Below are 25,850 nucleotides of genomic sequence, written 5' to 3'. Positions count from 1 at the left end.
GGAAATCCCATGTTTAATCGAATGAAGGTAGGCACCCGGCTGATCGCAGGCTTCCTGGCCCTGGCCCTGCTCGGTGCTGTCGTGGCCGCCATCGGCATCTACAACATGTCGCGCATCAACGATGCCGGCGACAGGCTTTACGACCGCGAGCTGCTCGGCATCTCCTACGTCAAGGAAGCCAACATCAACCTGATCTATATCGGCCGGGGCCTGCGCAACGTCATTCTGGCGTCGACCGACAAGGACCGCCAGGCGGCGGCATCCAACGTCGAGACCGCGCGCGCCCAGCTGAAGGAAAATCTCGCCAAGGCGAGGCCGCTGTTCGTGACCGAGGCCGGCAAGCGCATGCTTGCCGAACTGGACGGACATATCCAGGCCTATGAAACCCATCTCACGGAAGCGAGCAGGCTTGCGCGGGCCGAGCCCCTGCAGGAATCGCGCAGTTCGGTCGATTACCTGTTCAACACGATGGCGCCGGTCGCCAACGAAGTCGACCGCCGCCTGACCGAGCTCACCCGCCAGAAGGAACATAACGCGCAAGCCGCCTCCATCGAGACGACCGCCATGTATGAATCTAGCCGCGCCATGATGCTGGTGCTGGTGTTCGGCAGCGCCGCCGCCGGCATCGGCCTGGGTGCCCTGATCACCCGCAGCCTGACCCGCCAGCTAGGAGGCGAACCGGCCTACGCCAGCGAGATCGCCGGCCGCATCGCCGCCGGCGACCTCAGTGTCGACGTGGCCCTGCGCCGGGGCGATGGCACCAGCCTGCTGTTCGCGATGAAAGCGATGCGCGACAGCCTGGCCCGCATTGTCGGCGAAGTGCGCGGCGGCACCGACGCCATCGCTTCGGCGTCCGGCCAGATCGCCACCGGCAACCTCGACCTGTCGGCACGCACCGAGGAGCAGGCCAGCTCGCTGGAAGAGACGGCATCGTCGATGGAAGAACTGACCTCGACCGTCCAGCAGAACGCCGACAATGCACAGCAGGCCAACGCACTGGCCTGCAAGGCGTCGGATGTGGCCGCACGCGGCGGCATGGTGGTGTCGCAGGTGGTCGATACCATGGCCTCGATCAACGCCTCCTCGCAGAAGATCGTGGACATCATCGGCGTCATCGACGGCATCGCCTTCCAGACCAATATCCTGGCGCTGAACGCGGCGGTGGAAGCAGCCCGTGCCGGCGAGCAGGGCCGCGGCTTCGCCGTGGTGGCGAGCGAGGTGCGCACCCTCGCCCAGCGCTCGGCCGCGGCAGCCAAGGAAATCAAGCACCTGATCGACGACTCGGTGACGAAGGTCGATGCCGGCGCCCGCCTGGTGGACGAGGCCGGCAGCACAATGGACGAGATCGTGCATAGCGTGCGCAGCGTGACCGACATCATCGGCGAGATCAGCTCGGCCAGCCTCGAGCAGACCGCCGGCATCGAGCAGATCAACATGGCGATCAGCCAGATGGACCAGGTAACCCAGCAGAACGCCTCGCTGGTGGAAGAAGCGGCGGCTGCCGCCGAATCGCTGCAGGAGCAGGCCGGCAAGCTGGCGCGTCTGGTGTCGGTGTTCAAGGTCGGCGCCGCCGTGCCGGCGACGGACAGCACAGTGCTGGCCGCGCGCGGCGGCAAGCTGCCGGTCATGCTGGCAGCATAATTCTCGGCGACAAGACTGCAAGCCCGCCTGCGTTGTTAAAATTCACCTTTTGACAACGCACGGGACAGCCCTTGGAACACGAAAGCCACCCTCACCACCACCCCCACGGCACCGGCATCCGCTGGCTCGACATCTCGCTGGCGGTCGCCGCCGGCATCGTGTCCCTGGTCTCGCTCTGGCTCGGCCTGCATTCGGCCCATTCGATGGAAAAGCTGGTGGCGGCCAACAGCTTTCCCTATCTCGAAATCATGCGCAACATGAGCAGCATGGACAAGGATGCCGCCACCGGGCGTTCGCACCGGCGCGTCGAATACATGCTGGTCAATAGCGGCATCGGTCCGGCCCGCGTGGAATGGGTCGAGCTGCGCTACAAGGACAAGCCGATGGCCGACTTGAGCGAACTGCTGGCGGCCTGCTGCAATGCGAACGCGCAGGCCGACATCGGGATGAACCGGCGCGGCAACGTGGTCGGATCGCTGGTGCGGCCCGGCGACATGATGTCCATGTTCGCCGCGGACGAGCCGGCCGTGGCCAATCCGGTGTTCGACGCCCTCCACCGCAGCATGAACGACATCGGCCTGACGGCCTGCTACTGCTCGGTGTTCGACGAGTGCTACCTGCGCAACCGGGACGGCGTCAAGCCGAAGCAGGTCGAGCAGTGCGAAGCACCGGCCAAGCCCTTCCGGCCGGACTTCAAGTAAGCGGCGCGGCCTTGCGCGCGCCGCTCTTCCCTCTCCCTTAGCGGCCGGGCCCGATGAAGACCGGGCCACCGCCGACACCGCCGTGCGGGCCGGGGCCGCCCGGCCCCATAAACATCGGACGGCGTCCGCCCATGTTGCCGAAGCCGCCGAAGCGGTAGGTCAGGCCGACGTAGGCGGTGCGTCCGCTGCCACGCCGGACGCTGTATTCGCGCAGGCGATCGGTCTCGGTGAAGGTTTCCGCCTTCTGCGAATCGAACAGGTCGTTGATGTTGAGCACCAGGCTCAGGGCCGGCGTCAGGGTACGGCGGTAGTTGAAATCGGCCGATTGCACCGCCTTGCGGTAGCCTTCGCCGAACAGGGTCTTGCCCTGGGCGTTCAGCATCAGCGCAAAGCTGTTGTTGCGGTCCATCTGGTACATGAGGCGCGCGCGGCCGGTGACCGAGGTGGCGCTGCGCTTGTCGTCGCGCACCGAACCCAGCACGTCCTGTTCCGCATAGCCGATGTTACCGTTCACCATGATCATCAGCTTCTCGGTGGCACGGCCACTGAAGCTGAACTCGACGCCGCCGGAACGCGCGCTGCCGGCGTTCTCGCGCGTGGTCAAGAGCACGTCGTTGGCCTGCAGGAAGCGGCGCTCGGAGATCAGGTCGCTGTCGCGGCGCGCGTACAGGCGCACGTTGGTGTCGACCTTGCCCAGCTTGGTCTCGACGCCCAGTTCCAGCGAGTCGGTATTGGTCGGCTGCAGGTTCGGGTTGCCCGAGGACAGGTTCAGCTCGTCGATGTAGACCACGAAGGGATTCAGTTCGCCCGCGCCCGGACGGCGGATGCGGTGCGCGTAGCTCAGGCGCAGCGTGGTATCGTCCGACAGGCCATAGGTGACGAAGGCGCTCGGGATCACGTCGAAGTAATGGTTGCTGACGCGCTGGCCGGTGGTGACCTGGTTCATGTCCAGGTCCGCGTATTCGGCGCGCACGCCACCCAGCACGCCCCACTTCTCGTTGACGCGCCACTGGTAGTTGCCGTACACCGCGTAGGTGGTGTCGTCCAGCTCGAAGCGGTTGGTGCGGTTGCGGTTCACGCTTTCCACGCCGCCGGCGATGTCGAAGTAGCTGTTGTCGAAGGTATTGCTGTTGCGCGCCACCTTGTAGCCCAGCTTGATCACGCCGTGCTCGCCCGGCAGCTCGTAGTCGCCGGTGAAGTCGGCCACGCGGGTGTCGGTGAGATAGGCCTGGCGGCTGTTGGCGGGGCTGTTCAGCGGCGGGCGCACGATGTAGGTGTTGCTGGAGCGCGCATCGCGATCGCCCTCGGCGCCCGACAGGCGCAGGTCGAGCTTGAAGATCTCGCCCGGGGCATCGCCCTTGTGGTCGAGGCGGGCGCCCAGGCTGTAGTTGCGGCCCTTCGCTTCGCTCAGGCTGCGGCGCAGGTATTCGTTGTCGACCGTGCCGGCCGCGGTGGTGCTGCGGTAGCTCTGCGAGGACGCGTTGTCGTTCGAGTTTTCGGAATAGCTGGCGGTGGCGCCGAGCACGTCCTTCTCGCCCAGGTTGTAGGTCATGCCGGCATTGAAGCCGGTGCCCAGGCGGCGGTCCACGCCGTCGGTCACCTGGGTGCTGGGCGCGACCGCGCCGGTGGCCGGGTCGATGCGCTCGCGGCGGGTCTCGCCGCTGTTCTCGCGCTTGTCCTCGCGCCGGAACACGGCGCCCTGCACGCTGTAGCGGCCCTTGGTGTAGCTGCCGAAGCCGGAGACGTTGTTGCGCCCTTCGGTGCCCACGTTCGCGTTCAGCACGCCGAAACCGCCGGGGCTGCGCTCGCGCCGCATCACCAGGTTGATGATCGGCCCGCCGCCGCCTTCGTTGCCGAACTGGGCGCCGGGATTGTTGATCACTTCGACCGAATCGAGGTCGGCGGCCGGCAGCGCGGCGATCGCCGCGGCGCGGTTCTCGCCCTGCATCATGGCCGAGGGCTTGCCGTCCACCAGGATCTGCACGTTGTTGCGGCCGCGCAGGGTGACGTTGCCGTCCGCGTCGACAGCCACCGAGGGCACCTTGTTCAGGGTGTCGGCCACGCTGTCGTTGGACGTCGCCGGATCGGCCTTGACGTCATAGGTCTGGCGGTCGATGCGGTTCTGGGTGCGGGTCGCGGTGACGGTCACGGTGGACTCGACGGCCGGGGCCTCCTGCGGGGCCTGTTGCTGGGCCGGCGGCTGCGCGCTGGTGGCTGCCTGGGCTTGCGACTGAGCTTGCGATTGGGCTTGCGGCTGGGCCTGGGCCGGGACCGCGGGCTTGGCGGCCGGCTGCTGGACCTGTTGCCCGGCCTGCTGCTGGGGAGCCTGCTGCTGGGGAGCCTGCTGCGCCACCGCGGCCAGCGGCATCAGCAGCGTGCCCGCGACCAGGCGGGCGATCAGGGAAAGGCGGGGATGGAATTCAGGAGAACGATTGGTGGACATGGAGGCTGCTCGACAGTTTGTGCATCCGCGATTGTCGCACGCGCAGATGTTTATCTGTGTAACAAAAGATAACAGGCAAGCCTTCTCGCCCCTGGAGGCATGCATACGTGTTGCGCCGTGTTGTCATACACTGTGCTTTTCAATCACGGACAGCGACCATGAACGTATTCGACTTCAGCGCCACCGCGCTCGACGGCCAGGCGGTATCCCTGGACCGCTACCGCGGCAAGGTGCTCCTCATCGTCAACACCGCCAGCGCCTGCGGCTTCACGCCGCAGTACAAGGGCCTGGAGGAGCTGTACCGCCAGTACGGCGAACGCGGCCTGGTGGTGCTCGGCTTCCCCTGCAACCAGTTCGGCAAGCAGGAGCCGGGCACGGAAGCGGAGATCGGCGCCTTCTGCGAAAAGAACTATGGGGTGAGCTTCCCGATGTTCGCCAAGGTCGACGTGAACGGCGAAGGCGCGCACCCGCTGTTCCAGCACCTGAAGGGCGAGAAGCCGGGCGTGCTCGGCACCGAGGGCATCAAGTGGAACTTCACCAAGTTCCTGGTCGGACGCGACGGCGAGGTGGCCAAGCGCTACGCGCCGCAGACCAACCCGGCCGAGATCGCCGGCGACATCGAGAAGCTGCTGGGCTAGCAAGCGCCCCGCTCAGCGGGTCCTGATCCAGGCCGCGCCGTGGGTGACGCAGGCGCGGTGCACGTTCTCCAGGAAGCGGATCGCCTCGCCCTGGGCCACGCCCGGCGGCAGCAGGCCAGCCAGCGAGGCATCCCCGCTCACCCGGTCCAGTCCATGGGCAATGGCGCGCGACACCGCGCGCGCACGCTGGCCGTCGCTGTTGTACAGCGCATCGTAGACGCCGGCCGCTTCCCACACGGGCACCAGCCCCGGCGTGGTGGAATCCTCGAAGACGATGGCCGGCGGCAGGTCCTCGTCTTCGCGGATGAGTTGGAACTGGAAGCTCACGGCTGCGCCTCCGGCATGGCGAAAGCGGTCAGGAAGCTGAAGGGTGCTGGGACGTACATGGAAAGGCGATCGCAATGAAAGCGCCAGTATAGCGCCGCCCGTTGCGGCACCCGGACACCGCTCACCCCGCGCCGAACGCGGCCATGTAGAGCAGCACGAAGGCGATCACGGAGATAAGCGCGTGCGCCGCCACGATGCCTTTCGGCAGCGGTTTGCCGTGCAGGTGGTAATGCAGGTTCAGCACCACGCCCCCCAGCGCGCCGGCCACGAACAGCAGCAGCGCCAGCAGCGCCGTCCCCGGCGCCGCGAGCGCGAGCACCGCATACGCGAGCAGGGTGACGCCGGCGGCGGCCAGGAAGCCGTGGGCCATGGCGAGGGAGGAAGGCGGATTCCTGCCGCCCGAGAAGCGGATCCAGCCCATGACGATCCCGCCGAGCGCGGCGAGGGCAAGCAGATACACCGCTACCTGCAACATCCTGATCGATTCCATGACGTCCTCCTGTATCCATGGTTGATGGGCAGCTGCCGCTCAACTATAGACAAACCAGGAAAACGCCGCACACGCTTGCCATGGCCTCAGCCCAGCGCGCGGTCGAGCAGTTCGATCCAGTGCGTGACCGGCGTGTCCGTCCCTGCCTGGAGGTGGCTGATGCAGCCGATGTTGGCCGAGACGATTTCGTCCGGACTGGTCGCCTGCAGGCTGGCCAGCTTGCGCTCGCGCAGCGCGTGCGCGATCTCCGGATGCAGCACCGAATAGGTGCCGGCCGAGCCGCAGCACAGGTGGCTGTCGGCGCACAGCTGCACGTCCACCCCGGCCGCGCGCAGCAGGCCTTCGACCTTGCCGCGGATCTGCTGGCCGTGCTGCAGGGTGCAGGGCGGGTGCCAGGCGACCCGGCGCGCCGCCTTCCCTTGCATCCTGGCAGCCAACGCTTCCTCGAACTCCGGCAGGATCTCGGACAGGTCGCGCGTCAGCAACGCGATGCGCGCCGCCTTGGCCGCATAGGCCTCGTCGTGGGCCAGCAGGTGGCCATATTCCTTGACCGTCACGCCGCAGCCGGACGCGGTCATGACGATTGCTTCGATTTCTCCACGCTCCACGTAAGGCCACCAGGCGTCGATGTTGCGGCGCATGTCCTCCAGGCCGGCCGCCTGGTCGTTGAGGTGGTAGCGCACGGCACCACAGCAGCCGGCCCTGGGCGCGGCAATCAGCTGCACGCCGAAGGCGTCGAGCACACGCGCAGTGGCGGCGTTGATGTTGGGTGCCATCGCCGGCTGCACGCAGCCCTCCAGCACCAGCATCTTGCGCGCATGCGCCCGCGTTGGCCATTCGCCGGCATTGCGGGCCGGCCGCAGCTTGTCCTGCAGTTGCCTGGACAGCAGGGGCCGTGCCAGCTGCCCTGCCCGGAACGCGGGCTTGAACAGGGCCGTGCGCGGCAGGAATTCCTTCAAGGTGCTGCGCTTGACGCGGTCCTTCAGCGGCCGCGGCACGCGCTCCTCGACCACGCGGCGGCCGATGTCCACCAGCCGGCCGTACTTCACGCCCGAGGGGCAGGTGGTTTCGCAGTTGCGGCAGGTGAGGCAGCGGTCAAGGTGGAGCTGGGTCTTGCGGGTGGGCTCGACCCCTTCCAGCACCTGCTTGATGAGATAGATGCGCCCGCGCGGGCCATCGAGTTCGTCGCCCAGCAGCTGGTAGGTCGGGCAGGTGGCGGTGCAGAAGCCGCAGTGCACGCAGGCGCGCAGGATGCTCTCCGCTTCCTTGCCGTCGGCGCTGTCCTTGATGAAATCGGCGAGATTGGTTTGCATGTCAGAACATCCGTCCCGGGTTGTAGATGCCGGCCGGATCGAAGGCGGCTTTCAGGCCGGCGTGGATGCGCGCGACGGCCGGCTGCAGCGGGTGGAACACGCCGGCCGCCTTGTCGCCGCCGCGGAACAGGGTCGCGTGCCCGCCCGCAGCCACGGCCGCGCGCCGGATGGCGGCGGCGTCCTGGCTGCCGCGCAGCCAGCGCTGGGCCCCGCCCCACTCGATCAGCTGGGCGCTGCCCGGCAGCAGCGGGCCGGTGGTGGATGGCAGCGACAGGCGCCACAGCGCGTCCTCACCGGCAAAGAAGGGCAGGCGCTGTTCGCGCAAGGTCTCCCAGAAGGCGGCGCCCTCCTCCTCCACTTCTCCGCCGATCAGGCGCAGCGCCGCATCGACCGCCGCCCGCGCGCCGGACAGGCGCAGCCACAAGCGGCCATCGTGCCAGCAGCTGCTTGAGACCGGCAGCGGCTGTCCACCCCATTCATTGAGCCTGCGGATCGCCTCGGCCTCTCCCATTTCCAGGCGCAAGGTGGTTTCGGCGACCGGGCGCGGCAGCACCTTGACCGACACTTCCAGCAGCAGGCCAAGGGTGCCGAGCGAACCGGCCAGCATGCGCGAGACGTCGTAGCCGGCCACGTTCTTCATCACCTGGCCGCCGAAGCGCAGCACCTCGCCCTTCCCGTCCAGCAGCCGCGCGCCCAGCACGAAGTCGCGCACCCCGCCGCTGCTGGCGCGGCGCGGACCGGCCAGGCCGGCGGCGATGGCGCCGCCCAGCGTGGCGCCGGATGCGCCGGCCGCGGCGAAATGCGGCGGCTCGAAGGCCAGCATCTGGCCGCGCTCGGCGAGCACCGCCTCGATCTCGGCCAGCGGCGTGCCGCAGCGCGCCGTGAGCACCAGTTCGGTCGGCTCGTAGTCGATGATGCCGGCGTAGCCACGGGTGTCGAGGATCTCGCCCTCGAGGCGCTGGCCATACCAGTCCTTGCTGCCGCCACCGCGGATACGCAGCGGCGTGCCGGCGGCCGCGGCCGCGCGCACCCGCTCCTGGAAGTGTTCGATCGCTTGCATGGTCAAAAACGTGGAAGGTCGGGGAAAGGCAGCGCGCCGCCGTGCACGTGCAGCTTGCCGAATTCGGCGCAGCGGTGCGGGGTCGGGATCGCCTTGTCGGGGTTGAGCAGCATGGGCGCATCGAAGGCGCGCTTGACGGCGAAGAAGGCGTCCAGCTCCTTGCGGCCGAACTGCACGCACATCGAGTTGATCTTCTCCATGCCCACGCCATGCTCGCCGGTGATGGTGCCGCCGACTTCCACGCACAGCGCCAGGATGGCGGCGCCGAAGGCTTCGGCCCGCTCGAATTCGCCCGGCTGGTTGGCATCGAACAGGATCAGGGGATGCATGTTGCCGTCGCCGGCGTGAAACACGTTCGAGCAGCGCAGGCCGAAGCTCTGCTCCATCTGCGCGATGCCCTGCAGCACGCGCGCCAGCTGCTTGCGCGGGATGGTGCCGTCCATGCAGTAGTAGTCGGGCGAGATGCGTCCTGCCGCCGGGAAGGCGTTCTTGCGTCCCGACCAGAAGCGCATGCGCTCCGCTTCGCTTTGCGACACCGCGATCGCGGTCGCGCCGGCGCCCTCGAACACCGTCTTCATGCGTTCGATTTCCTCGGCCACTTCGAGCGCGGTGCCGTCGGCCTCGCACAGCAGGATGGCGGCGGCGTCCAGGTCATAGCCGGCGTGCACGAAAGGCTCGACCATGCGCACCGAGGTGCGGTCCATCATCTCGAGGCCGGCCGGGATGATGCCGGCCGCGATGATGCTGGCCACCGCGTTACCGGCCGTGACGACGTCGGCGAAGGAAGCCATCACGACCTGGGCCACCGCCGGTTTCGGCACCAGCTTCACGGTGACTTCCGTGACGATGCCGAGCATGCCCTCGGAGCCGATGAACACGGCCAGCAGGTCGAGGCCGGGCGCGTCGAGCGCCTCGCTGCCCAGTTCGATGATCTCGCCCTCGATCGTGGCCACCCGCACGCGCAGCACGTTGTGCACGGTCAGGCCATACTTCAGGCAGTGCACCCCGCCGGAATTCTCGGCCACGTTGCCGCCGATGGTGCAGGCGATCTGCGAGGAAGGATCGGGCGCGTAGTACAGGCCGTGGGGCGCGGCCGCCTCCGAGATCGCCAGGTTGCGCACGCCCGGCTGCACCACGGCGGTGCGCGCATGCGCGTCGACCTTCACGATGCGGTTCAGCCGCGCGGTGGAGAGCACGACGCCGTCCGCGATCGGCAGCGCGCCGCCCGAGAGACCCGTGCCGGCCCCGCGCGGCACGATCGGCACCTTCAGTTCGCGGCAGGTGTCGAGGATCGCCAGCACCTGCTCCTCGCTGGTGGGCAGGGTCACGACCAGCGGCAGCTGGCGGTAGGCGGCCAGGCCGTCGCATTCGTAGGGACGGGTGTCTTCGGGATCGGACAGGATGCAGCCGTCGGGCAGGCGCGCACGCAGGCTCGCCGCGACCTGGGCGCGCCGTTCGGCCAGGGAGGATGGGGTGGCGGTCATCCGTCAATTGTAGGCACAATTACCGGGTTTTGTCGTATCCTCGCTCCATCGTTTTTTTCACCTATTGCATAAGGCAGCATCATGGGCAACCGACTCTCGAAAATCTCGACCCGCACCGGCGACGACGGCAGCACCGGCCTGGGCGACGGCAGCCGCACCGGCAAGGACAGCCCGCGCATCCACGCCCTGGGCGAAGTCGACGAACTGAATTCCTTCGTCGGCCTGCTGCTGTGCGAAGACATGCCGCCGGCATTGCGCGAAGAGCTGGTCACGATCCAGCACGACCTGTTCGACCTGGGCGGCGAACTGTGCATCCCCGGCTACGAGCTGGTCAAGGACGAGCACGTGGCGCGCCTCGACGGCCTGGTCGAACAATACAATGCCGAGCTGCCGGTGCTGCAGGAATTCATCCTGCCGGCCGGCTCGCGCGCGGCCGCGCTGGCCCACGTGTGCCGCACCGTGTGCCGGCGCGCCGAGCGCAGCATCGTGGCGCTGTCGCACGCCGAACAGATCCGCCCGCATCCGCGCCAGTACGTGAACCGCCTGTCGGACCTGATGTTCATCCTGGCGCGCGTGCTGAACCGCTTCGCCGGCGGCAGCGACGTGCTGTGGCAGCACGAGCGCAAGCGCGGGTAGGTCCATGGAAGACTTCATCGGCATCTACGACCATGCGCTCGACGCCGCGCAATGCGATGCGATCCGCGCCCGCTTCGACGCCAGTCCCAAGGTGGCGCGCGGGCGCACCGGCAACGGGGTCGATGTCGAGAAGAAGGACAGTTTCGACCTGACCATCAATGGCCAGCCGGAGTGGGACGACATCGGCGCCCTGCTCACGCAAACGATGGCGCGCCATCTGGAGCAGTACATGGACAAGTACCGCATGCTGCTTATCGGCGCGCTGTCGCCGCAGGTGGCGCACCCGGAAACCGGGGAGCCGGTGACGCTGTCGCTGGCGAACTTCGACGCGTTCGGCACGCCGAACGTCGTCGAGCTGATGCAGTCGATCTACCGGGTCGGCCATATCAACCTGCAGAAGTACCTGCAGGGGACGGGCGGCTACCACCACTGGCATTCCGAGATCTATCCGCAGAACGCCAGCTGCGAGACCCTGCACCGGGTGCTGCTGTGGCAGTTCTACCTGAACGACGTGGAAGATGGCGGGGAAACCGAGTTCCTGTACCAGGACCGGAAGGTGGAGGCGCGCAAGGGCCGGCTGGTGATCGCGCCGGCCGGGTTCACGCATACCCACAAGGGGCATGTGGCGCGCAGCAGCGACAAGTACATCGCCACCTCGTGGATCCTGTTCCAGCGGGCCGAAACGCTGTTTGCTTCGTAGGGTGGGCGGGTTTCCCGCCCACCCTACAGGTCAAGTATTATTGACGACCAGACGGGGCTCACCCGTCGCGAAACGCTGGCGAATCGAGGCCGCGATGCCCTTGGCATCCAGACCCACCGACGCCAGCAGCGCCGCCGGATCGCCCTGGTCGATGAACTTGTCCGGCAAGCCCAGGTTCAGCACCGGCTTGGCGATTCCCGCCGCCGCCAGCGCTTCCATCACGGCCGCGCCGGCGCCGCCCATCACGCAGCCCTCTTCCACCGTCACCAGGTAGTCATGGTCTTTCGCCAGGCGCTTGACCAGTTCCACGTCGAGCGGCTTCACGAAGCGCATGTTGGCGACCGTGGCGTCCAGCTCGTCGCCGGCGGCGACGCTTGGCGCCACCATCGAGCCGAAGGCCAGGATCGCGATGCCCTTGCCTTCGCGCCGCACCTCGCCCTTGCCGATCTCGATCGACGTCAGCTCCGCCTCGATGCTTGCGCCGACGCCCGCGCCGCGCGGATAGCGCACCGCCGCCGGCCCCGGATAGTGGTAGGCCGTGGTCAGCATCTGGCGGCACTCGTTCTCGCTTGACGCGGCCATGACCACCATGTTCGGGATGCAGCGCAGGTAGGCCAGGTCGTAGTTGCCGGCGTGGGTGGCGCCGTCGGCGCCCACCAGGCCCGCGCGGTCGAGCGCGAAGGTCACGTCCAGGTTCTGCAGGGCCACGTCGTGGATCAGCTGGTCGTAGCCGCGCTGCAGGAAGGTCGAGTAGATCGCCACGACCGGTTTCAGGCCCTCGGTGGCGATGCCGGCGCCGAAGGTCACCGCGTGCTGCTCGGCGATGCCGACGTCGAAGTAGCGCTCCGGATACTCCTGGTGGAAGCGCACCATGCCCGAGCCCTCGCGCATGGCCGGCGTGATGCCGACCAGGCGCTTGTCCACGGCCGCCATGTCGCACAGCCAGTTGCCGAACACTTCGGTGTAGGTGATCTTGCTCGGCGCCGTGGCAGGCTTGATGCCCTCGTTCGGGTTGAACTTGCCGGTGCCGTGGTACAGGATCGGCTCGGCCTCGGCCAGCTTGTAGCCCTGCCCTTTTTTCGTGACCACGTGCAGGAATTGCGGGCCCTTGAGCTTCTTGATGTTTTCCAGGGTCGGGATCAGGGAATCGAGGTCATGGCCGTCGATCGGGCCGATGTAGTTGAAGCCGAACTCCTCGAACATGGTGGCCGGGACCACCATGCCTTTCGCATGTTCCTCGAGCTTGCGCGCCAGGTCGAGCACCGGGCCGGGCAGCACGGTCTTGCCGACCGACTTGGCGGCGGCGTAGAACTGGCCGCTCATCAGGCGCGCCAGGTAGCGGTTCAGCGCGCCCACCGGCGGCGAGATCGACATGTCGTTGTCGTTCAGGACCACCAGCAGGTTGCAGTCTTCTTCCACGCCCGCGTTGTTCAGGGCCTCGAAGGCCATGCCGGCGGTCATTGAGCCGTCGCCGATCACGGCGATCGCATGGCGGTCCTCGCCCTTCAGCTTGGCCGCCTGGGCCATGCCGAGCGCCGCCGAGATCGAGGTCGAGGAATGCGCGGTGCCGAAGGTGTCGTACACGCTTTCGTCGCGCTTGGGGAAACCGGACAGGCCGTTCAGCTGGCGCAGCGTCGGCATGCGCCCGCGGCGGCCGGTGAGGATCTTGTGCGAATAGGTCTGGTGGCCCACGTCCCACACGATGCGGTCGTGCGGGGTGTTGAACACGTAGTGCAGCGCGATGGTCAGTTCCACCGTGCCCAGGTTCGAGGACAGGTGGCCGCCCGTCTTGGACACCGAGTCCAGCAGGAACTGGCGCAGCTCGGTGGCGAGCGGGGTCAGTTGCGTGCGCGGGAGCTTGCGCAGGTCCGCGGGGTCGTTGATGTTCTCTAGCAGGTTCATTTATGCCTTCCGCTGCACGATCAGGTCCGCGAGTTCGCGCAGCCGCTGTGCTTGTTCTCCGAATGGCGCCAGCGCCTGGTGCGCTTCACGCCGCAATTGCTCGGCCAGTTCCTTCGATTGGTCCAGCCCGAGGATCGACACATAGGTCGGCTTGTTGTCGGCCGCGTCCTTGCCCGCGGTCTTGCCCAGCGTGGCCGAATCGGCGGTCGCATCGAGCACGTCGTCCACCACCTGGAAGGCCAGGCCGATCGCCTTCGCATAGGCGTTCAGTGCTTCCAGTTCGGGCGGGGCCAGGTCCTTGCCGCACAGCGCGCCCAGGATCACCGACACGCGCAGCATGGCGCCGGTCTTGAGCTGGTGCATGCGCTCGAGTTCCTCGCGCTGCAGCGCCAGGCCCACGCTGTCCAGGTCGATCGCCTGGCCGCCGCACATGCCGCCCGACCCGGCCGCTTCGGCCAGCAGGCGCAGCATCGCGACCTGCCGCGCCGGCGGCAGGCTGTCGATGCCGGCCAGGGCCGCGAAGGCCTGGGCCTGCAGCGCGTCGCCGACCAGCAGCGCGGTCGCTTCGTCATAGGCCACGTGCACGGTCGGCTTGCCGCGGCGCAGGTCGTCGTCGTCCATGCAGGGCATGTCGTCGTGCACCAGCGAATACACGTGGATCATCTCGACCGCGCTCGCCACGCGCGCCAGCGCGCCGGCCTCGGCGCCGAACAGCGCGCCGCTGGCATGGGCCAGCAGCGGACGGACGCGCTTGCCGCCGCCCAGCGCCGTATAGCGCATCGCTTCGTGCAGCCGATGCGGTACCGCGTTTGCAGGGGGCAGCAGCGTCTCGAGCGCGGTCTCGACGCCCGCCTGGACCTCCTGCATCCAGGCCTGGAAATCCTGGCCCGTCATTGATCGCCCTCGCCTTCGGCAGAGAAGGGCTTGAGCATGTCGCCTTCGAGCACCTTGACCTGGGACTCGACTTTTTCGAGCTGGGCCGCGCAGTACTTCACCAGTTCGGAACCGCGCGCATAGGCGGCGACCGAGGCTTCCAGCGGCAACTGGCCGGACTCCATCTGCGACACGAGCTGGGCCAGCTCGGCCATCGCGCCTTCGAAGGATTCGGGCGCGAGCGCTCCGTTCGTATTGTTTGACATAGCGAGTGATATGGGCGGCGCAAGGGTGCGCCATGGGTCAGTCCAATCGCGTATTTTAGATCAATCCTTCCCCACAAGGGGCGCACAATGCACCTACCGCAACTTGCCACATAAGAAATATCCTCGTGCAACGGCGCCTTTCCTCTATGAAAACCGTGATTATTCAACAACTTGTTTGCACGGTTTGCCTGCTGCCCCGCGACGGACCACGCCCCTGAGCCGTGTTTCCACGGTATAATCTCCGGTTCTGTCCGAAATACCGTATTCCTCATCCTAAGATACTGGTCTTTGGATTCTTTCTCTTCTTTGGTAGTACTTGATTAAAGGGGGGTTGGGATGTCCGATCTGGCTACCCACGCCAAGCTGGCGGCCTCGTGCGCGCAGCTTCCGGTAAACGTCTACTTTGACGATGCGCTGTTGCAGCGCGAACAGCAAGCGCTGTTCCTGAAGGGCCCGCGCTATGTGGGCCATGAACTGATGGTGCCCGAGGTAGGCGATTTCGCGACACTCCCGTCCGAAAACGAAGGCCGCATGCTGGTGCGCAACGCGGGCGGCATCGAGGTGCTCTCCAACGTCTGCCGTCACCGCCAGGCGCTGATGTTCAATGGACGCGGCAATGCGAACACCATCGTGTGTCCGCTGCACCGCTGGACCTACGACCTGAAGGGCCAGCTGATCGGCGCGCCGCATTTCGCCGAGACGCCCTGCCTGAACCTGTCGAAGACGCCGCTGCAGAACTGGAACGGCCTGCTGTTCGAGCAGAACGGCTACGACGTGATGGACAAGCTGAAGCACATGGAGGTCACCAGGGACCTCGATTTCAGCGGCTACATGTTCGACCACGTCGAGATCCACGAGTGCGACTACAACTGGAAGACCTTCATCGAGGTCTACCTGGAGGATTACCATGTCGAGCCTTTCCACCCGGGCCTGGGCAACTTCGTCTCCTGCGACGACCTGAAGTGGGAATTCGGCCGCGACTACAGCGTGCAGACCGTGGGCGTGCACCGCGGGCTGCAGAAGGCGGGCTCGCCGGCGTACAAGAAATGGCAGGAACAGGTCCTGAAGTTCAACAACGGCCAGCCGCCGAAGTACGGCGCCATCTGGCTGACCCTGTACCCGAACATCATGGTCGAGTGGTATCCGAACGTGCTGGTGGTATCGACCCTGTGGCCGGTCGGCCCGCAGAAGACCCGCAACGTGGTCGAGTTCTACTATCCGGAAGAGTTCGTGCTGTTCGAGCGCGGGTTCGTGGAAGCCGAACGCGCCGCCTACATGGAAACCGCGGTCGAGGACGACGAGATCGCGCTGCGCATGGACGCCGGCCGCAAGATCCTGCTGGCGCGCGGCGTCAACGAAGTCGGCCCCTACCAGTCGCCGATGGAAGACGGGATGCAGCACTTCCACGAGTGGTACCGCAGCAAGCTCGCACTATAAGGCTGACGCCCAGCTGATGCCTTCCCTCTGGATGCTGTTCGCCAGCTTCGCGTTCGCCGCCATGGGCGCGGGCGTGAAGCTGGCTTCTGAGTTCTACTCCACCTCCGAACTGCTGATGTACCGCGGCCTGATCGGCACGGTGGTGCTGGCGGCCGCGGTGCGCCACCAGGGCGGCAGCCTGCGCACGGCCTTCCCCAAAGCCCACCTGTGGCGCAGCGCGGTCGGGGTGGTCTCGCTGTGGCTGTGGTTCTTCGCCATCACGCGCCTGCCGCTGGCCACCGCCGTCACCCTCAACTACATGGCGCCGATCTGGATCGCGGCCTGGATGTTCGCCACAGGCTGGTGGCGCGGCACCAAGCTGCCCGAATGGCCGCTGGTGCTGGCGATCGGCATGAGCTTCCTCGGCGTGACCCTGGTGCTGCAGCCGGCGGTCGAGAGCAATCAATGGCTGGGCGGCCTGGCGGGCGTGTGCTCGTCGGTGATCTCGGCCATGGCCTACATGCAGGTGCGCAGGCTCGGCCAGCTGGGCGAGCCGGAATACCGCGTGGTGTTCTATTTTTCGCTCACCACGATGCTGGCTGGCCTGGCCGGCACCCTGGCCGGCGACGGTCCGCGCGATGCCGTGTTCAGTAGCCACACGCCGTACAGCGCCGCCCTGCTGCTGGCGGTCGGCGTCCCCGGCCTGCTGGCCCAGATCGCCATGACGCGCGCCTACCGCTTCGGCAAGGTGCTGGTGGTGGCCAACCTGCAGTACACCGGCATCGTGTTCTCCAGCCTGTGGGGCCTGGCGCTGTGGGGCGATGCCTTCGGCTGGCATGTCTGGCTGGGCATCGGGGTGATCCTCGCCTCCGGCGTGGCCGCGACGTTCTACAATACGCGCAGCACGGCCAGGGGCGCCGTGGTCAAGGACACCGATCCCATCGCCAGCGAAACCTGAGGAAGAACCCGAATGAGCACCTACGCCACACTGATTTCCGCCCACGACCTGGCCGCCCACAAGGGTGCGCCAGGCTGGGTGCTGGTCGATTGCCGCCACGATCTGATGGACCTGGCCGCCGGCCGCGCCGCCTATGCCGCTGGCCACCTGCCGGGCGCGGTGTTCGGCGACATCGAAACCGCGCTGTCGGGCGCCAAGTATGGCCCGGACGGCGTCTTCCGCGGCCGCCATCCGCTGCCGGAAAAGGAAGCCTTGCTGGAAACCCTGCGCGGCTGGGGCGTCGACGACGGCTCGCAGGTGGTCGCCTACGACGCCCACGGCGGCATGTATGCGGCGCGCCTGTGGTGGCTGCTGCGCTGGCTCGGCCACGAAGCGGTGGCGGTGCTGGACGGCGGCCTGGCGGCCTGGCAGGCGCTCGGCGAGCCGCTCACGACCGAGCTGCCGGCCCCGGCGCGCGGCACCATCACGCTGCGCGCACCCTTCGTGCCGACCGTGACGGTGGCCGAGGTGATGGACAACCTGGACCGGGGCGGCCGCATCGTGATCGACGCGCGCGCCGGCGACCGCTTCCGCGGCGAGAACGAGAGCATCGATCCGGTGGGCGGCCACATCCCGGGCGCGAAGAACCGCTTCTTCAAGGACAACCTGCAGGCGGACGGGCGCTTCAAGGATGCGGCCACGCTGCGCGGTGAATTCGCTCCGCTGGTGGCCGACCCGGCCCGGGCCATCATGCAGTGCGGCTCGGGCGTGACCGCGTGCCACAACCTGCTGGCGCTGGAAGTGGCGGGGCTGCCAGGCGCCGCGCTGTATCCAGGCTCGTGGAGCGAATGGGTGGGCGATGGCCGGCAGGCCACCGGCCGGCCGGTCGCCATCGGTGCCGACTGAGGATGGCGACGATGGAAAGGAATACGCGCCAGCGCAAGGCGATCCACACCTGCCTGGAACAGGCCGGGCGCCCGCTCGCGCCGCAGGAAATCCTGGACCAGGCCCAGGCCCTGGTGCCGGGGATGGGCATGGCGACCGTGTACCGCAACATCAAGTCGATGCTGGAAGCGGGCGAGATCACCACGGTCTCGCTGCCGGGCGGCGGCGACCGCTACGAGATCGCCGGACACGGACACCATCACCACTTTCATTGTCGCGCCTGCGACAGGGTGTTCGAGGTACACGCCTGTCCGGGCGACATGCAGAAGCTCACGCCGGATGGCTTCGTGCTGGAGTCGCACGAACTGACGCTGTATGGACTGTGCGGAGCCTGTCGCCCGATGTGATGATCGCTGGCGGCTGCGCTTTGTGTTTGTGGGTTCGTAGGGTGGGCGGGTCTTCCCGCCCACGCTACGCCTTGCGGCAATCCCTGCAGTAGCGGTGATTGCGCAGGTGCGCAGCCAGCAGCAGCAGGCTGCTCAGCACCGCCGCCGCCGTCTCCGCCCCGTCGCCCAGATGGGGGCCGACCACGAACACCGCGAGCAGGAAGGCGCCCAGGCCCGCCAGCCCGACCAGCAGGGCCACGGGATCGCGGTGCTTCAGGTACCCGGGCACCAGCGCCAGCAGCACCGGCGCCGTAACGCCCAGCAGCAGCGCATCGTGCAGGGCGTGGTGCTCGCCGCCCAGCCCCAGCAGCGGAAAGGCCGCGATCAGCAACGGCATCGCCAGGCAATGCACCAGGCACAGCGCCGAGGCGGCCATGCCGGCATAGTCGGCGAAGCGGATCAGGCTCTTCATCAGAAAATGAAGCGCAGGCCGGCGGTGAGGTTACGCCCCGGGAGCGGCGCGGCTTCCTTCACGAAGGAGGCGTGGCTGTAGGCCAGCTCGTTCGTCAGGTTGTTGATGCGGGCGTAGAGCTGGGCCGGCACGCCGAACACGCGGGTAGTGTAGTGGGTGCCGAGGTTGAGCATCGTGTGGCCGCCGGTGCGGCTTTCGAAAGCGGCCACCCGGTCCTGGCTGCCGGTGTGCACCACTTCCGCCATGCCGTGCCAGGCCTGCCAGTCGGCGTTCAGGCGCACGCCGACGCGGTAGGGCGGGATGCGCGGGATGTTGCGGCTGCCTTCGCCGCCGCCCCCGAAGCGCGCGCGCACCAGGTCGCCGAACAGCGTGGCCTCCACCACGTCCGAGAACTTGTGGCGCAACTCCCCTTCGAGGCCGGTGAACACGGCATCGCGCTGCGCGTACTCGACCAGCTGGAAGCCTTCGTGCTCGTCCAGCGTGTGCGCATAGATGTAGTTGGCCACGCGGTTGCGGTAGGCACTCAGCGAAAAGCTGGTGTCGCCTTCGAACTTGCGCAGGGTGAAGTCGATGTTGTTCGAGGTTTCCTTGCCCAGGTCCTGGTTGCCGATCTCGTAGGTGGCGGTGGCCAGGTGCATGCCGTTCGCGTACAGTTCCTCCGCGGTGGGCAGGCGGTGGCTGCGCGCCACGCCCGCGCGCAGCGAATACTGCGGCCGGAACTTCCATACCGCGCCCAGCGCCACCGAGGTGCCGCTCGCCTTGGTGTCGCGCCGGTTGTTGCCATCCGCCGCGCTGTCCACCGCGATGTCCTGCCATTCGTGACGGGCGCCGGCCTCGAAGCGCCAGTTCTCCAGCTTGTATTCCTCGGTCAGGAAGACCGCGTGCTTTTGCGTGACGGTCGGCGGCACATAGGCTTCGCTGCCCACGGTGTGGAAGTCACGCCGCGTGGTCTGCAGGCCGGCGACGCCGCGCCAGCCCGCCACCGGCAGGTGCTCGAGTTCGAGCCGGCCCTCGTGGGCGCGGTTCAGGAAGCTGGTGGACACCGCGCCGTCTTCCAGTTCGTCGTGGCGGTAGTCGGTGAGCGAGGCGCGCAGGCGGGCCCTGGCGAAGCCGGGCAGCGGATTGCGGTATTCGCCGCGCAGGTCCCAGCGGTCGCTGTCGAGCTTCACGGTCGGCACCTCGTGCGCACCATGCTCGTGCTCGTGCTCGTGTTCGTCCTCGTGGCCGTGGTCGTCGCCCTCCTCTTCGTGGGAGCCGCAGTGCAGGTGGTCGCCGTGCGGATGGCAGCCCTCGAATTCATGGCTGTGGCCGGGAACGCCGTACTCGCTGCGCTCCTTGGTGTAGGCCGCGCCCAGGTAACCGCGTTCGCCCACCCAGGACAGGCCGACGGTGCCGCTCTCGCCTTCCTTGAAACTGCCGGGAACGCGCTTGCCGCCGGCCCAGCCGCTGCCGACGCGGTATTCGCCGGCGTCGCGCTTGACGCCTTCGGCATGCACGGCGATGCTGCCGGCGCCGCCGGTCACTTCAAACGCGCCGGTCTTCTCGCGCGCCACGGAACTGGCGCGCAGTTCGGCGCTGCCTTCAGGCCGGGACGGGACGGCGGTCGGGATCTTGCGGTCCAGGATATTCACCACGCCGCCGACCGCGCCGCCGCCATAGGCCAGCGCCGACGGGCCGCGCAGCACTTCGATGCGCTCGGCCAGCACGGGCTCGAAACCGACCGCGTGGTCCGGGCTGATGGTGGAGGCATCCTGCACTTCGGCGCCGTCGGACAGGATCTTCACGCGCGGGCCGTCCATGCCGCGGATCACCGGGCGGCTGGCGCCTGCGCCGAAATGGCTGGAACTGATGCCGGGCTGGTTGGCCAGGGTTTCGCCCAGGGTCGATTCGCGCGCACGCACCAGCTCACCGCCGCCGAGCGAGGTGGCCGGTGTGATCATGTCGTCGCTCACCACGCCGAGCGCGCTGGCGGACACCACCACGGTGGGAACGGTATCCGGGTCGTTCTGGAGGCGGCTGTTGCTGCTCTGGGCATGGGCGGGTGCGCTGAAGGCGAACAGGATGGCCAGGGCGAGTGGGGTACGGTGCAGGGTCGACATTGGCAAGCTTGGAGTGGATTCGGTCCCTAATGATAATCCACTCTCATTAATAGAGCAAGGACGACAGCCGTGCGCCGCCCTGCCCCATGGCGGGCACGCAAGTTCCATCGGCGGAAAGCAGGTTGAAGACTGGCGCTCAGCTGGCGTGGTGCAGGGCGAACACGATCGCCACGCCGAGCGCGATCAGGGCCACCTGCGGCACCGATTCGCGCACGGTGGCGCGGCGCTGCATCTGCGGCATCAGGTCGCTCACCGCGATGTAGATGAAGCCCGAGGAGGCGAACACCAGCACGTAGGGAATCAGGCCGCTGGCCTGGTCCAGCGTGAAGTAGCCGAGCAGGCCGCCCAGCACCGCCATCAGGCTGCACAGGAGGTTGAAGACATAGGCGCGCAGGCGCGAGAAACCGGCGTTGAGCAGCACGATGAAGTCGCCGATCTCCTGCGGGATCTCGTGCGCGACGATGGCCAGCGCGGTAACGATGCCCAGTTCCGGGTTGGCGAGGAAGGCGGCGGCGATCAGGATGCCGTCGGTGAAGTTGTGCATCGCGTCGCCCAGCAGGATCATCCAGCCCGACTTGCCGGCCTGGTGGGCGTCGTGGCCGTGCGCGTGGTGGTGACCGTCGCCCTCGTGGTGATGCGAATGGCGCAGGATGGCCAGCTTTTCCAGCACGAAGAAGGCCAGCAGGCCGCCCAGCAGCGTGGCGAACAGGCTGCGCGGGTCGGCGCCGGACTCGAAGGCTTCCGGCAGCGCGTGCAGCAGCGAGGTGGCCAGCATGATGCCGACCGACAGGCTGACCATCCTCTCCACCACTTTCGACAGCAGCGCGAACGAGAACACGGCAGCGCCGCTGATGCTGACGACGCCGGCGACCAGGGTCGCCAGCAGGATGGAAGAGAGAATGGGGTCGATTTGAAAGCCTCTTGTGCTGGTGCTGGTGCTGGTGCCGGTGCGTAGAGGCCCGCTGGCGGGCCGCAAACCGGGCATTGTACCGCTCCCGGCCCGCGGCCGTGCGGCGTCAGGCCACGCCGTGCTGCGAGAACCAGTTCAGCGCCTTGCTCCAGCCGTCCTTCGCATCTTCGGGGTTGTAGCTGGGGCGGTAGTCGGCGTGGAAGGCGTGGCCCGAGTTCGGATACACGTGGATGCTCGAGCGGCTGTTGCCGGCGTCGAGCGCCTTGCGCATGCGCTCCACCGACTCCAGCGGGATGCCGGTGTCCTTGGCGCCGTACAGGCCGAGCACCGGCACCTTCAGGTTCTGGGCGACGTCGATCGGATGGCGCGGCTGCAGCGGATTGGTCTCGCCCACCAGGCGGCCATACCAGGCCACGCCGGCCTTGACGTCCGGGTTGTGCGCCGCGTACAGCCAGGTAATGCGCCCGCCCCAGCAGAAGCCGGTGATGCCCAGCTTCGCGGTATTCCCGCCGCGCTGCTTGGTCCACTTGACGATGGTGTCGAGGTCGTTCATGACCTGGGCGTCCGGTACCTTGGCGATGATGTTCTTCATCAGGTCCGGCATCGGGGTCCTGGTGGCGTCGCCCTGGCGCACGAACAGGTCCGGCGCCACGGCCAGGTAGCCGGCCTTCGCGAATCGGCGCACCACGTCCTTGATGTGCTCGTGCACCCCGAAGATCTCGGAGATCACCAGCACCACCGGCAGGTTGGTGCGGTCCTTGGGCTGGGCGCGGTAGACCGGCACGTCCTGGCCGTTGACCACCACGATGTGGTCGGCGGCGTCCAGGCCATCCGTGCTGGTCTGGACCTGGGTCTGCGCCACGACCGGCAGCGCGGCGACGGCGAAGCCGCTGCCCATGGCGGCTTTCAGGAAGACGCGGCGGTCGACGCCGCTGTCGAATGCGCTGGTGGCGAGCAGGCTTTCGCCGTCCGAAATCAGGTCTTTCATGAACGTCCCTCCGGCAGTGTGTGAGATGGGAACGTTATCTTATCAGTATCGGTTTTGCCCGGCGCGGGGTGAATTTCAATTGTGCAATGCTGGCGTGCCTGTATCGGTGACTACCAGCGGAAACTTCGACCGGTCGGCGGGCATTGCGTATTCAGTACTCTCCCTTCCTGGCACCAGCGACAAATTCATCGGCATCGGCGTCAAACAATAGCGATTGCCTGGCTGGACGCGCGGTCGGCAGAGCCGACCACCCTGCAGAAGCTGCATCGCGCCAGACTGAATGTATTGCCGCCTTGCGTGACGCATTCGCTGGCCGAAGCGCATACTCAATGCGCGGAAGCGCATACTCAATGCGCGGAAGCGCATACTCAATGCGCTTCCTCCCAGTTCTTGCCGACGCCGGTTTCGGCCACCAGGGGCACCTTCAGCGTCGCCACGCCCGCCATCAGCTCCGGCAGCTTCGTGCGCACCAGATCCAGCTCGGCTTCCGGCACCTCGAGCACCAGTTCGTCGTGCACCTGCATGATCATGCGCGTGCCCAGCTGCTCGCGCTCGATCCAGCCCTGCACCGCGATCATGGCCAGCTTGATCAGGTCCGCCGCCGTGCCCTGCATCGGCGCGTTGATCGCCGCCCGTTCGGCGCCGGCGCGGCGCGGGCCGTTGCCGGAGTTGATCTCGGGGAGCCACAGGCGCCGCCCGAACACGGTCTCCACGTAGCCGCGCGCCTTGGCCTGCAGCCTGGTCTCGTCCATGTACTGCTTGACGCCGGCGAAGCGGGCGAAGTAGCGGTCGATGTAGCTGGCCGCCGCGCCGCGCTCGATGCCCAGGTTCTGGGCCAGGCCGAAGGCACTCATGCCGTAGATCAGGCCGAAGTTGATCACCTTCGCGTAGCGCCGCTGCTCGCTCTGCACTTCATCGGGCGCAATGCCGAAGATCTCGGCGGCGGTGGCGCGGTGGATGTCCTCGCCGTCCGCAAAGGCCTTCAGCATGGCCGGGTCGCCCGAGATGTGCGCCATGATGCGCAGTTCGATCTGCGAGTAGTCGGCCGAGACGATCACGCTGCCGGGCGGCGCGATGAAGGCTTCGCGGATGCGCCGCCCTTCGCCGGTGCGCACCGGGATGTTCTGCAGGTTCGGCTCGTTCGAGGACAGGCGCCCCGTGATCGCCACCGCCTGCGCGTAATTGGTGTGCACGCGGCCAGTGGCCGGGTTGACCATCTTCGGCAGCTTGTCGGTATAGGTCGACTTCAGCTTCGACATGCCGCGGTACTCGAGCAGGATCTTCGGCAGCGGATAGTCCTCGGCCAGCTTCTGCAGCACTTCCTCGTCGGTCGAAGGCGCACCGGTGGCGGTCTTCTTGACCACCGGCAGGCCCAGCTTGCCGAAGAAGATCTCGCCGATCTGCTTGGGCGAACCCAGGTTGAAAGGGCCGCCCGCCAGTTCATAGGCCTGCTGCTCCAGCTCCAGCATGCGCGCGCCCAGTTCGCCCGACTGCACGCCCAGCAGCTCGGCATCGATCAGGACCCCGTTGCGCTCGATCTTCTGGAGCACCTCCATGGTCGGCATCTCGATCTCGCGGTAGATGCGCGCCAGGCCCGCGTCGCTTTCGACGTGCGGCAGCATGGTCTGGTGCAGGCGCAGGGTGATGTCCGAATCCTCGCCCGCATACTCAGTGGCGCGGTTCAGTTCCACCTGGTCGAAGCAGATCATGTTGGCGCCCTTGCCGCACACATCCACGAAAGGAATCGTGGTGTAGCCGAGGTGGCGCATCGCCATGGTGTCCATGTCGTGCGGCTTGTGCGACTCGAACACGTAGGACTGCAGCAGGGTGTCGTGCACGATGCCTTTCAGCCTGATCCCGTGGTTCTCGAAGATGTGCATGTCGTACTTCAGGTTCTGCCCCAGCTTCGGCTTGGCCGGGTCCTCCAGCCAGGAGCGCATGCGCGCCAGCACGTGCTCGCGATTGAGCTGGTCGGGCGCGCCAGCGTAGCGGTGCGCCACCGGGATGTAGGCGCCCTTGCCCGCTTCCACCGACAGCGAGATGCCGACCATCTGCGCGCTCAATGGGTCGAGCGAAGTGGTCTCGGTATCGACCGAGGTCAGTGGCGCCGCGTCGATCAGCGCCAGCCACTTGTCGAGCTGTTCGTCGGTGAGCACGGTCTCGTACTCGCCCTTGATGATGGCCATGCCCGGCAGCGTGCCCGCGCCGCTGGAGGCGCCTTCCGGCGAATTGAGTGGCGCGCCGCCCGGCCCCGCGCCGCGCGCCGGAGCGACTGCGCCATCGGCGCGGCCGCCGCCGCCCAGTTCGCGCAGCATGGTCTTGAAACCGTAGCGCTGGAAGAAGTCGCGCAGGGCTTCGGCATCTTCCGGACGGCCAACCAGGGTTTCCTCGAACGAGACCACGTGGTTCACCAGGTCGCAGTCGGTTTTCACGGTGATCAGTTCGCGGCCCCTGGGCAGCCACTCGAGCGCCGCGCGCAGGTTCTCGCCGACCGCGCCGCTGATCGCATGCGCGTTCTCGATCACGCCGTCGAGCGAACCGTGCAGGGTCAGCCACTTCACGGCCGTCTTCGGGCCGCACTTGCTCACGCCCGGCACGTTGTCGACGGTGTCGCCGATCAGGGTCAGGTAGTCGATGATGCGGTTCGGCGCCACGCCGAACTTGGCGAGCACGCCGGCCTCGTCGAGCTTCTCGTTGCTCATGGTATTGACCAGCATGACCTTGTCGTTGACCAGCTGGGCCAGGTCCTTGTCGCCGGTCGAGATGATGGTCTTCATGCCGCGCGCGGCGGCCTGCACGGCCAGGGTGCCGATCACGTCGTCGGCTTCCACGCCGTCGACCATCAGGATCGGCCAGCCGAGGTGGCGCACCACTTCGTGGATCGGTTCGATCTGCTTGCCCAGGTCTTCCGGCATCGAGGCGCGGGTGGCCTTGTATTCCGGATAAAGGTCGTCGCGGAAGGTCTTGCCCTTGGCGTCGAACACGCAGGCGATGTAGGCGGCCGGGTAGTCGGCGCGCAGGCGGCGCAGCATGTTGACCATGCCGTGCATGGCGCCGGTCGGGAACCCCTCCGGGCTGCGCAGGTCGGGCAGCGCGTGGTAGGCGCGGTAGAGATAGCTGGAACCGTCGACGAGCAGCAGTGTATTTTCCATGGGACGACATAGTAAAAGATGGGCGTCCGGCATTATCGCAGAATCGGCCTGCGCGGCGCATCGCCGAGGATGGGGGCCGCCCTGGCGCTCTCATACTTTTCACAGGGAAGCGTGTCGGTTTGTTACAATGA

At 67.2% G+C, this 25,850-nt stretch carries 23 protein-coding genes; 9 read left to right on the top strand and 14 right to left on the bottom strand.

Annotated elements, in window-relative coordinates; translation table 11 throughout:
- Nucleotides 1–9 precede the first annotated feature (9 nt).
- Nucleotides 10–1,641, top strand: coding sequence for a methyl-accepting chemotaxis protein (locus LE190_RS21935; RefSeq protein WP_307734707.1), 1,632 nt, complete (start codon nucleotides 10–12; stop codon nucleotides 1,639–1,641).
- A 71-nt stretch (nucleotides 1,642–1,712) separates the two neighbouring features.
- Complete coding sequence (locus LE190_RS13780) at nucleotides 1,713–2,342, top strand: hypothetical protein (protein WP_225239240.1); 630 nt, start codon at nucleotides 1,713–1,715, stop codon at nucleotides 2,340–2,342.
- Nucleotides 2,343–2,379: 37 nt separating this feature from the next.
- Here LE190_RS13780 and LE190_RS13775 read toward each other — a convergent pair whose 3' ends face one another.
- Nucleotides 2,380–4,785, bottom strand: coding sequence for an outer membrane beta-barrel family protein (locus tag LE190_RS13775; protein WP_225239239.1), 2,406 nt, complete (start codon nucleotides 4,783–4,785; stop codon nucleotides 2,380–2,382).
- Between the two features lie 158 nt (nucleotides 4,786–4,943).
- Here LE190_RS13775 and LE190_RS13770 point away from each other — a divergent pair, with 158 nt between their 5' ends.
- Nucleotides 4,944–5,423: a glutathione peroxidase gene (locus LE190_RS13770; RefSeq protein ID WP_225239238.1), complete on the top strand. Its 480-nt coding sequence runs from the start codon at nucleotides 4,944–4,946 to the stop codon at nucleotides 5,421–5,423.
- A gap of 12 nt (nucleotides 5,424–5,435) precedes the next feature.
- Here the strand turns inward: LE190_RS13770 and LE190_RS13765 are convergent, their stop codons facing one another.
- The 5 genes from LE190_RS13765 to LE190_RS13745 all read right to left on the bottom strand — a co-directional run bounded on the left by LE190_RS13765 (nucleotide 5,436) and on the right by LE190_RS13745 (nucleotide 10,097).
- A complete protein-coding gene (locus LE190_RS13765; protein WP_224946188.1) occupies nucleotides 5,436–5,750 on the bottom strand; it encodes a hypothetical protein in 315 nt (104 codons plus the stop codon).
- Nucleotides 5,751–5,871: 121 nt separating this feature from the next.
- On the bottom strand, nucleotides 5,872–6,240 hold the full coding sequence (locus tag LE190_RS13760; protein WP_225239237.1) for a hypothetical protein: 369 nt from the start codon (nucleotides 6,238–6,240) through the stop codon (nucleotides 5,872–5,874).
- A gap of 86 nt (nucleotides 6,241–6,326) precedes the next feature.
- Entirely contained in the window at nucleotides 6,327–7,553 is a 1,227-nt protein-coding gene (gene glcF / locus LE190_RS13755; protein WP_225239236.1) for a glycolate oxidase subunit GlcF, read from the bottom strand.
- A gap of 1 nt (nucleotide 7,554) precedes the next feature.
- Nucleotides 7,555–8,613 carry a glycolate oxidase subunit GlcE gene (glcE, locus tag LE190_RS13750; RefSeq protein WP_225239235.1) on the bottom strand — a complete coding sequence of 353 codons (1,059 nt, stop codon included), beginning with the start codon at nucleotides 8,611–8,613 and terminating at the stop codon, nucleotides 7,555–7,557.
- 2 nt (nucleotides 8,614–8,615) lie between these two features.
- Entirely contained in the window at nucleotides 8,616–10,097 is a 1,482-nt protein-coding gene (locus LE190_RS13745; RefSeq protein ID WP_225239234.1) for an FAD-linked oxidase C-terminal domain-containing protein, read from the bottom strand.
- Nucleotides 10,098–10,178: 81 nt separating this feature from the next.
- Between LE190_RS13745 and LE190_RS13740 the strand changes: the two genes are divergently transcribed.
- The gene (locus LE190_RS13740) at nucleotides 10,179–10,733 is read left to right on the top strand and encodes a cob(I)yrinic acid a,c-diamide adenosyltransferase (protein ID WP_225239233.1); all 555 of its coding nucleotides are present in this window, start codon (nucleotides 10,179–10,181) and stop codon (nucleotides 10,731–10,733) included.
- Between the two features lie 4 nt (nucleotides 10,734–10,737).
- On the top strand, nucleotides 10,738–11,433 hold the full coding sequence (locus LE190_RS13735; RefSeq protein ID WP_225239232.1) for a 2OG-Fe(II) oxygenase: 696 nt from the start codon (nucleotides 10,738–10,740) through the stop codon (nucleotides 11,431–11,433).
- Between the two features lie 30 nt (nucleotides 11,434–11,463).
- Here LE190_RS13735 and dxs read toward each other — a convergent pair whose 3' ends face one another.
- The 3 genes from dxs to LE190_RS13720 are packed head-to-tail and all read right to left on the bottom strand — an operon-like array spanning nucleotide 11,464 to nucleotide 14,474.
- Nucleotides 11,464–13,335 (bottom strand): 1-deoxy-D-xylulose-5-phosphate synthase, encoded by a 1,872-nt coding sequence (gene dxs, locus LE190_RS13730; RefSeq protein ID WP_225239231.1) that lies wholly within the window; start codon nucleotides 13,333–13,335, stop codon nucleotides 11,464–11,466.
- Nucleotides 13,336–14,229, bottom strand: a complete 894-nt coding sequence (locus tag LE190_RS13725; RefSeq protein WP_225239230.1) for a polyprenyl synthetase family protein — start codon at nucleotides 14,227–14,229, stop codon at nucleotides 13,336–13,338. It lies immediately after the preceding gene.
- Nucleotides 14,226–14,474 carry an exodeoxyribonuclease VII small subunit gene (locus LE190_RS13720; RefSeq protein ID WP_225239229.1) on the bottom strand — a complete coding sequence of 83 codons (249 nt, stop codon included), beginning with the start codon at nucleotides 14,472–14,474 and terminating at the stop codon, nucleotides 14,226–14,228. The genes LE190_RS13725 and LE190_RS13720 overlap by 4 nt, the downstream gene beginning before the upstream one ends.
- 336 nt (nucleotides 14,475–14,810) lie before the next feature.
- Between LE190_RS13720 and LE190_RS13715 the strand changes: the two genes are divergently transcribed.
- From LE190_RS13715 to LE190_RS13700, 4 genes are read left to right on the top strand one after another with little or no spacing between them, the layout of a single operon-like run.
- Nucleotides 14,811–15,911: an aromatic ring-hydroxylating oxygenase subunit alpha gene (locus LE190_RS13715; RefSeq protein ID WP_225239228.1), complete on the top strand. Its 1,101-nt coding sequence runs from the start codon at nucleotides 14,811–14,813 to the stop codon at nucleotides 15,909–15,911.
- A gap of 16 nt (nucleotides 15,912–15,927) precedes the next feature.
- Nucleotides 15,928–16,848 carry a DMT family transporter gene (locus LE190_RS13710; protein WP_225239227.1) on the top strand — a complete coding sequence of 307 codons (921 nt, stop codon included), beginning with the start codon at nucleotides 15,928–15,930 and terminating at the stop codon, nucleotides 16,846–16,848.
- Between the two features lie 12 nt (nucleotides 16,849–16,860).
- Nucleotides 16,861–17,733 carry a sulfurtransferase gene (locus LE190_RS13705; protein ID WP_225239226.1) on the top strand — a complete coding sequence of 291 codons (873 nt, stop codon included), beginning with the start codon at nucleotides 16,861–16,863 and terminating at the stop codon, nucleotides 17,731–17,733.
- A gap of 11 nt (nucleotides 17,734–17,744) precedes the next feature.
- Entirely contained in the window at nucleotides 17,745–18,119 is a 375-nt protein-coding gene (locus tag LE190_RS13700; RefSeq protein ID WP_225239225.1) for a Fur family transcriptional regulator, read from the top strand.
- 64 nt (nucleotides 18,120–18,183) lie between these two features.
- Here LE190_RS13700 and LE190_RS13695 read toward each other — a convergent pair whose 3' ends face one another.
- The 5 genes from LE190_RS13695 to polA form a co-directional block, all read right to left on the bottom strand.
- Nucleotides 18,184–18,570, bottom strand: a complete 387-nt coding sequence (locus tag LE190_RS13695; protein ID WP_225239224.1) for a MerC domain-containing protein — start codon at nucleotides 18,568–18,570, stop codon at nucleotides 18,184–18,186.
- Complete coding sequence (locus tag LE190_RS13690; protein WP_225239223.1) at nucleotides 18,570–20,669, bottom strand: TonB-dependent receptor domain-containing protein; 2,100 nt, start codon at nucleotides 20,667–20,669, stop codon at nucleotides 18,570–18,572. Before LE190_RS13690 ends, LE190_RS13695 begins: the two co-directional genes overlap by 1 nt.
- A 136-nt stretch (nucleotides 20,670–20,805) precedes the next feature.
- Nucleotides 20,806–21,543, bottom strand: a complete 738-nt coding sequence (locus tag LE190_RS13685; RefSeq protein WP_225239413.1) for a ZIP family metal transporter — start codon at nucleotides 21,541–21,543, stop codon at nucleotides 20,806–20,808.
- A gap of 142 nt (nucleotides 21,544–21,685) precedes the next feature.
- Nucleotides 21,686–22,567: a dienelactone hydrolase family protein gene (locus LE190_RS13680; protein ID WP_225239222.1), complete on the bottom strand. Its 882-nt coding sequence runs from the start codon at nucleotides 22,565–22,567 to the stop codon at nucleotides 21,686–21,688.
- A gap of 368 nt (nucleotides 22,568–22,935) precedes the next feature.
- Nucleotides 22,936–25,719 (bottom strand): DNA polymerase I, encoded by a 2,784-nt coding sequence (gene polA / locus LE190_RS13675; RefSeq protein ID WP_225239221.1) that lies wholly within the window; start codon nucleotides 25,717–25,719, stop codon nucleotides 22,936–22,938.
- Between the last annotated feature and the right edge of the window lie 131 nt (nucleotides 25,720–25,850).

This window comes from Massilia hydrophila (assembly GCF_020208145.1).
Taxonomy (GTDB): domain Bacteria; phylum Pseudomonadota; class Gammaproteobacteria; order Burkholderiales; family Burkholderiaceae_D; genus Telluria; species Telluria hydrophila.
This window is presented reverse-complemented; position numbering and strand designations above follow the sequence as displayed.

Excerpts from the sequence above, each read along its gene's own strand:
- glcF (WP_225239236.1), bottom strand. The coding sequence starts at position 7,553 with ATGCAAACCAATCTCGCCGATTTCATCAAGGACAGCGCCGACGGCAAG.
- LE190_RS13710 (WP_225239227.1), top strand. The coding sequence starts at position 15,928 with ATGCCTTCCCTCTGGATGCTGTTCGCCAGCTTCGCGTTCGCCGCCATG.
- LE190_RS13770 (WP_225239238.1), top strand. The coding sequence starts at position 4,944 with ATGAACGTATTCGACTTCAGCGCCACCGCGCTCGACGGCCAGGCGGTA.
- LE190_RS13695 (WP_225239224.1), bottom strand. The coding sequence starts at position 18,570 with ATGAAGAGCCTGATCCGCTTCGCCGACTATGCCGGCATGGCCGCCTCG.
- LE190_RS13700 (WP_225239225.1), top strand. The coding sequence starts at position 17,745 with ATGGAAAGGAATACGCGCCAGCGCAAGGCGATCCACACCTGCCTGGAA.
- LE190_RS13720 (WP_225239229.1), bottom strand. The coding sequence starts at position 14,474 with ATGTCAAACAATACGAACGGAGCGCTCGCGCCCGAATCCTTCGAAGGC.
- LE190_RS21935 (WP_307734707.1), top strand. The coding sequence starts at position 10 with ATGTTTAATCGAATGAAGGTAGGCACCCGGCTGATCGCAGGCTTCCTG.
- LE190_RS13775 (WP_225239239.1), bottom strand. The coding sequence starts at position 4,785 with ATGTCCACCAATCGTTCTCCTGAATTCCATCCCCGCCTTTCCCTGATC.
- dxs (WP_225239231.1), bottom strand. The coding sequence starts at position 13,335 with ATGAACCTGCTAGAGAACATCAACGACCCCGCGGACCTGCGCAAGCTC.
- LE190_RS13745 (WP_225239234.1), bottom strand. The coding sequence starts at position 10,097 with ATGACCGCCACCCCATCCTCCCTGGCCGAACGGCGCGCCCAGGTCGCG.
- LE190_RS13760 (WP_225239237.1), bottom strand. The coding sequence starts at position 6,240 with ATGGAATCGATCAGGATGTTGCAGGTAGCGGTGTATCTGCTTGCCCTC.
- LE190_RS13690 (WP_225239223.1), bottom strand. The coding sequence starts at position 20,669 with ATGTCGACCCTGCACCGTACCCCACTCGCCCTGGCCATCCTGTTCGCC.
- LE190_RS13715 (WP_225239228.1), top strand. The coding sequence starts at position 14,811 with ATGTCCGATCTGGCTACCCACGCCAAGCTGGCGGCCTCGTGCGCGCAG.
- LE190_RS13705 (WP_225239226.1), top strand. The coding sequence starts at position 16,861 with ATGAGCACCTACGCCACACTGATTTCCGCCCACGACCTGGCCGCCCAC.
- glcE (WP_225239235.1), bottom strand. The coding sequence starts at position 8,613 with ATGCAAGCGATCGAACACTTCCAGGAGCGGGTGCGCGCGGCCGCGGCC.
- polA (WP_225239221.1), bottom strand. The coding sequence starts at position 25,719 with ATGGAAAATACACTGCTGCTCGTCGACGGTTCCAGCTATCTCTACCGC.
- LE190_RS13725 (WP_225239230.1), bottom strand. The coding sequence starts at position 14,229 with ATGACGGGCCAGGATTTCCAGGCCTGGATGCAGGAGGTCCAGGCGGGC.
- LE190_RS13735 (WP_225239232.1), top strand. The coding sequence starts at position 10,738 with ATGGAAGACTTCATCGGCATCTACGACCATGCGCTCGACGCCGCGCAA.
- LE190_RS13680 (WP_225239222.1), bottom strand. The coding sequence starts at position 22,567 with ATGAAAGACCTGATTTCGGACGGCGAAAGCCTGCTCGCCACCAGCGCA.
- LE190_RS13740 (WP_225239233.1), top strand. The coding sequence starts at position 10,179 with ATGGGCAACCGACTCTCGAAAATCTCGACCCGCACCGGCGACGACGGC.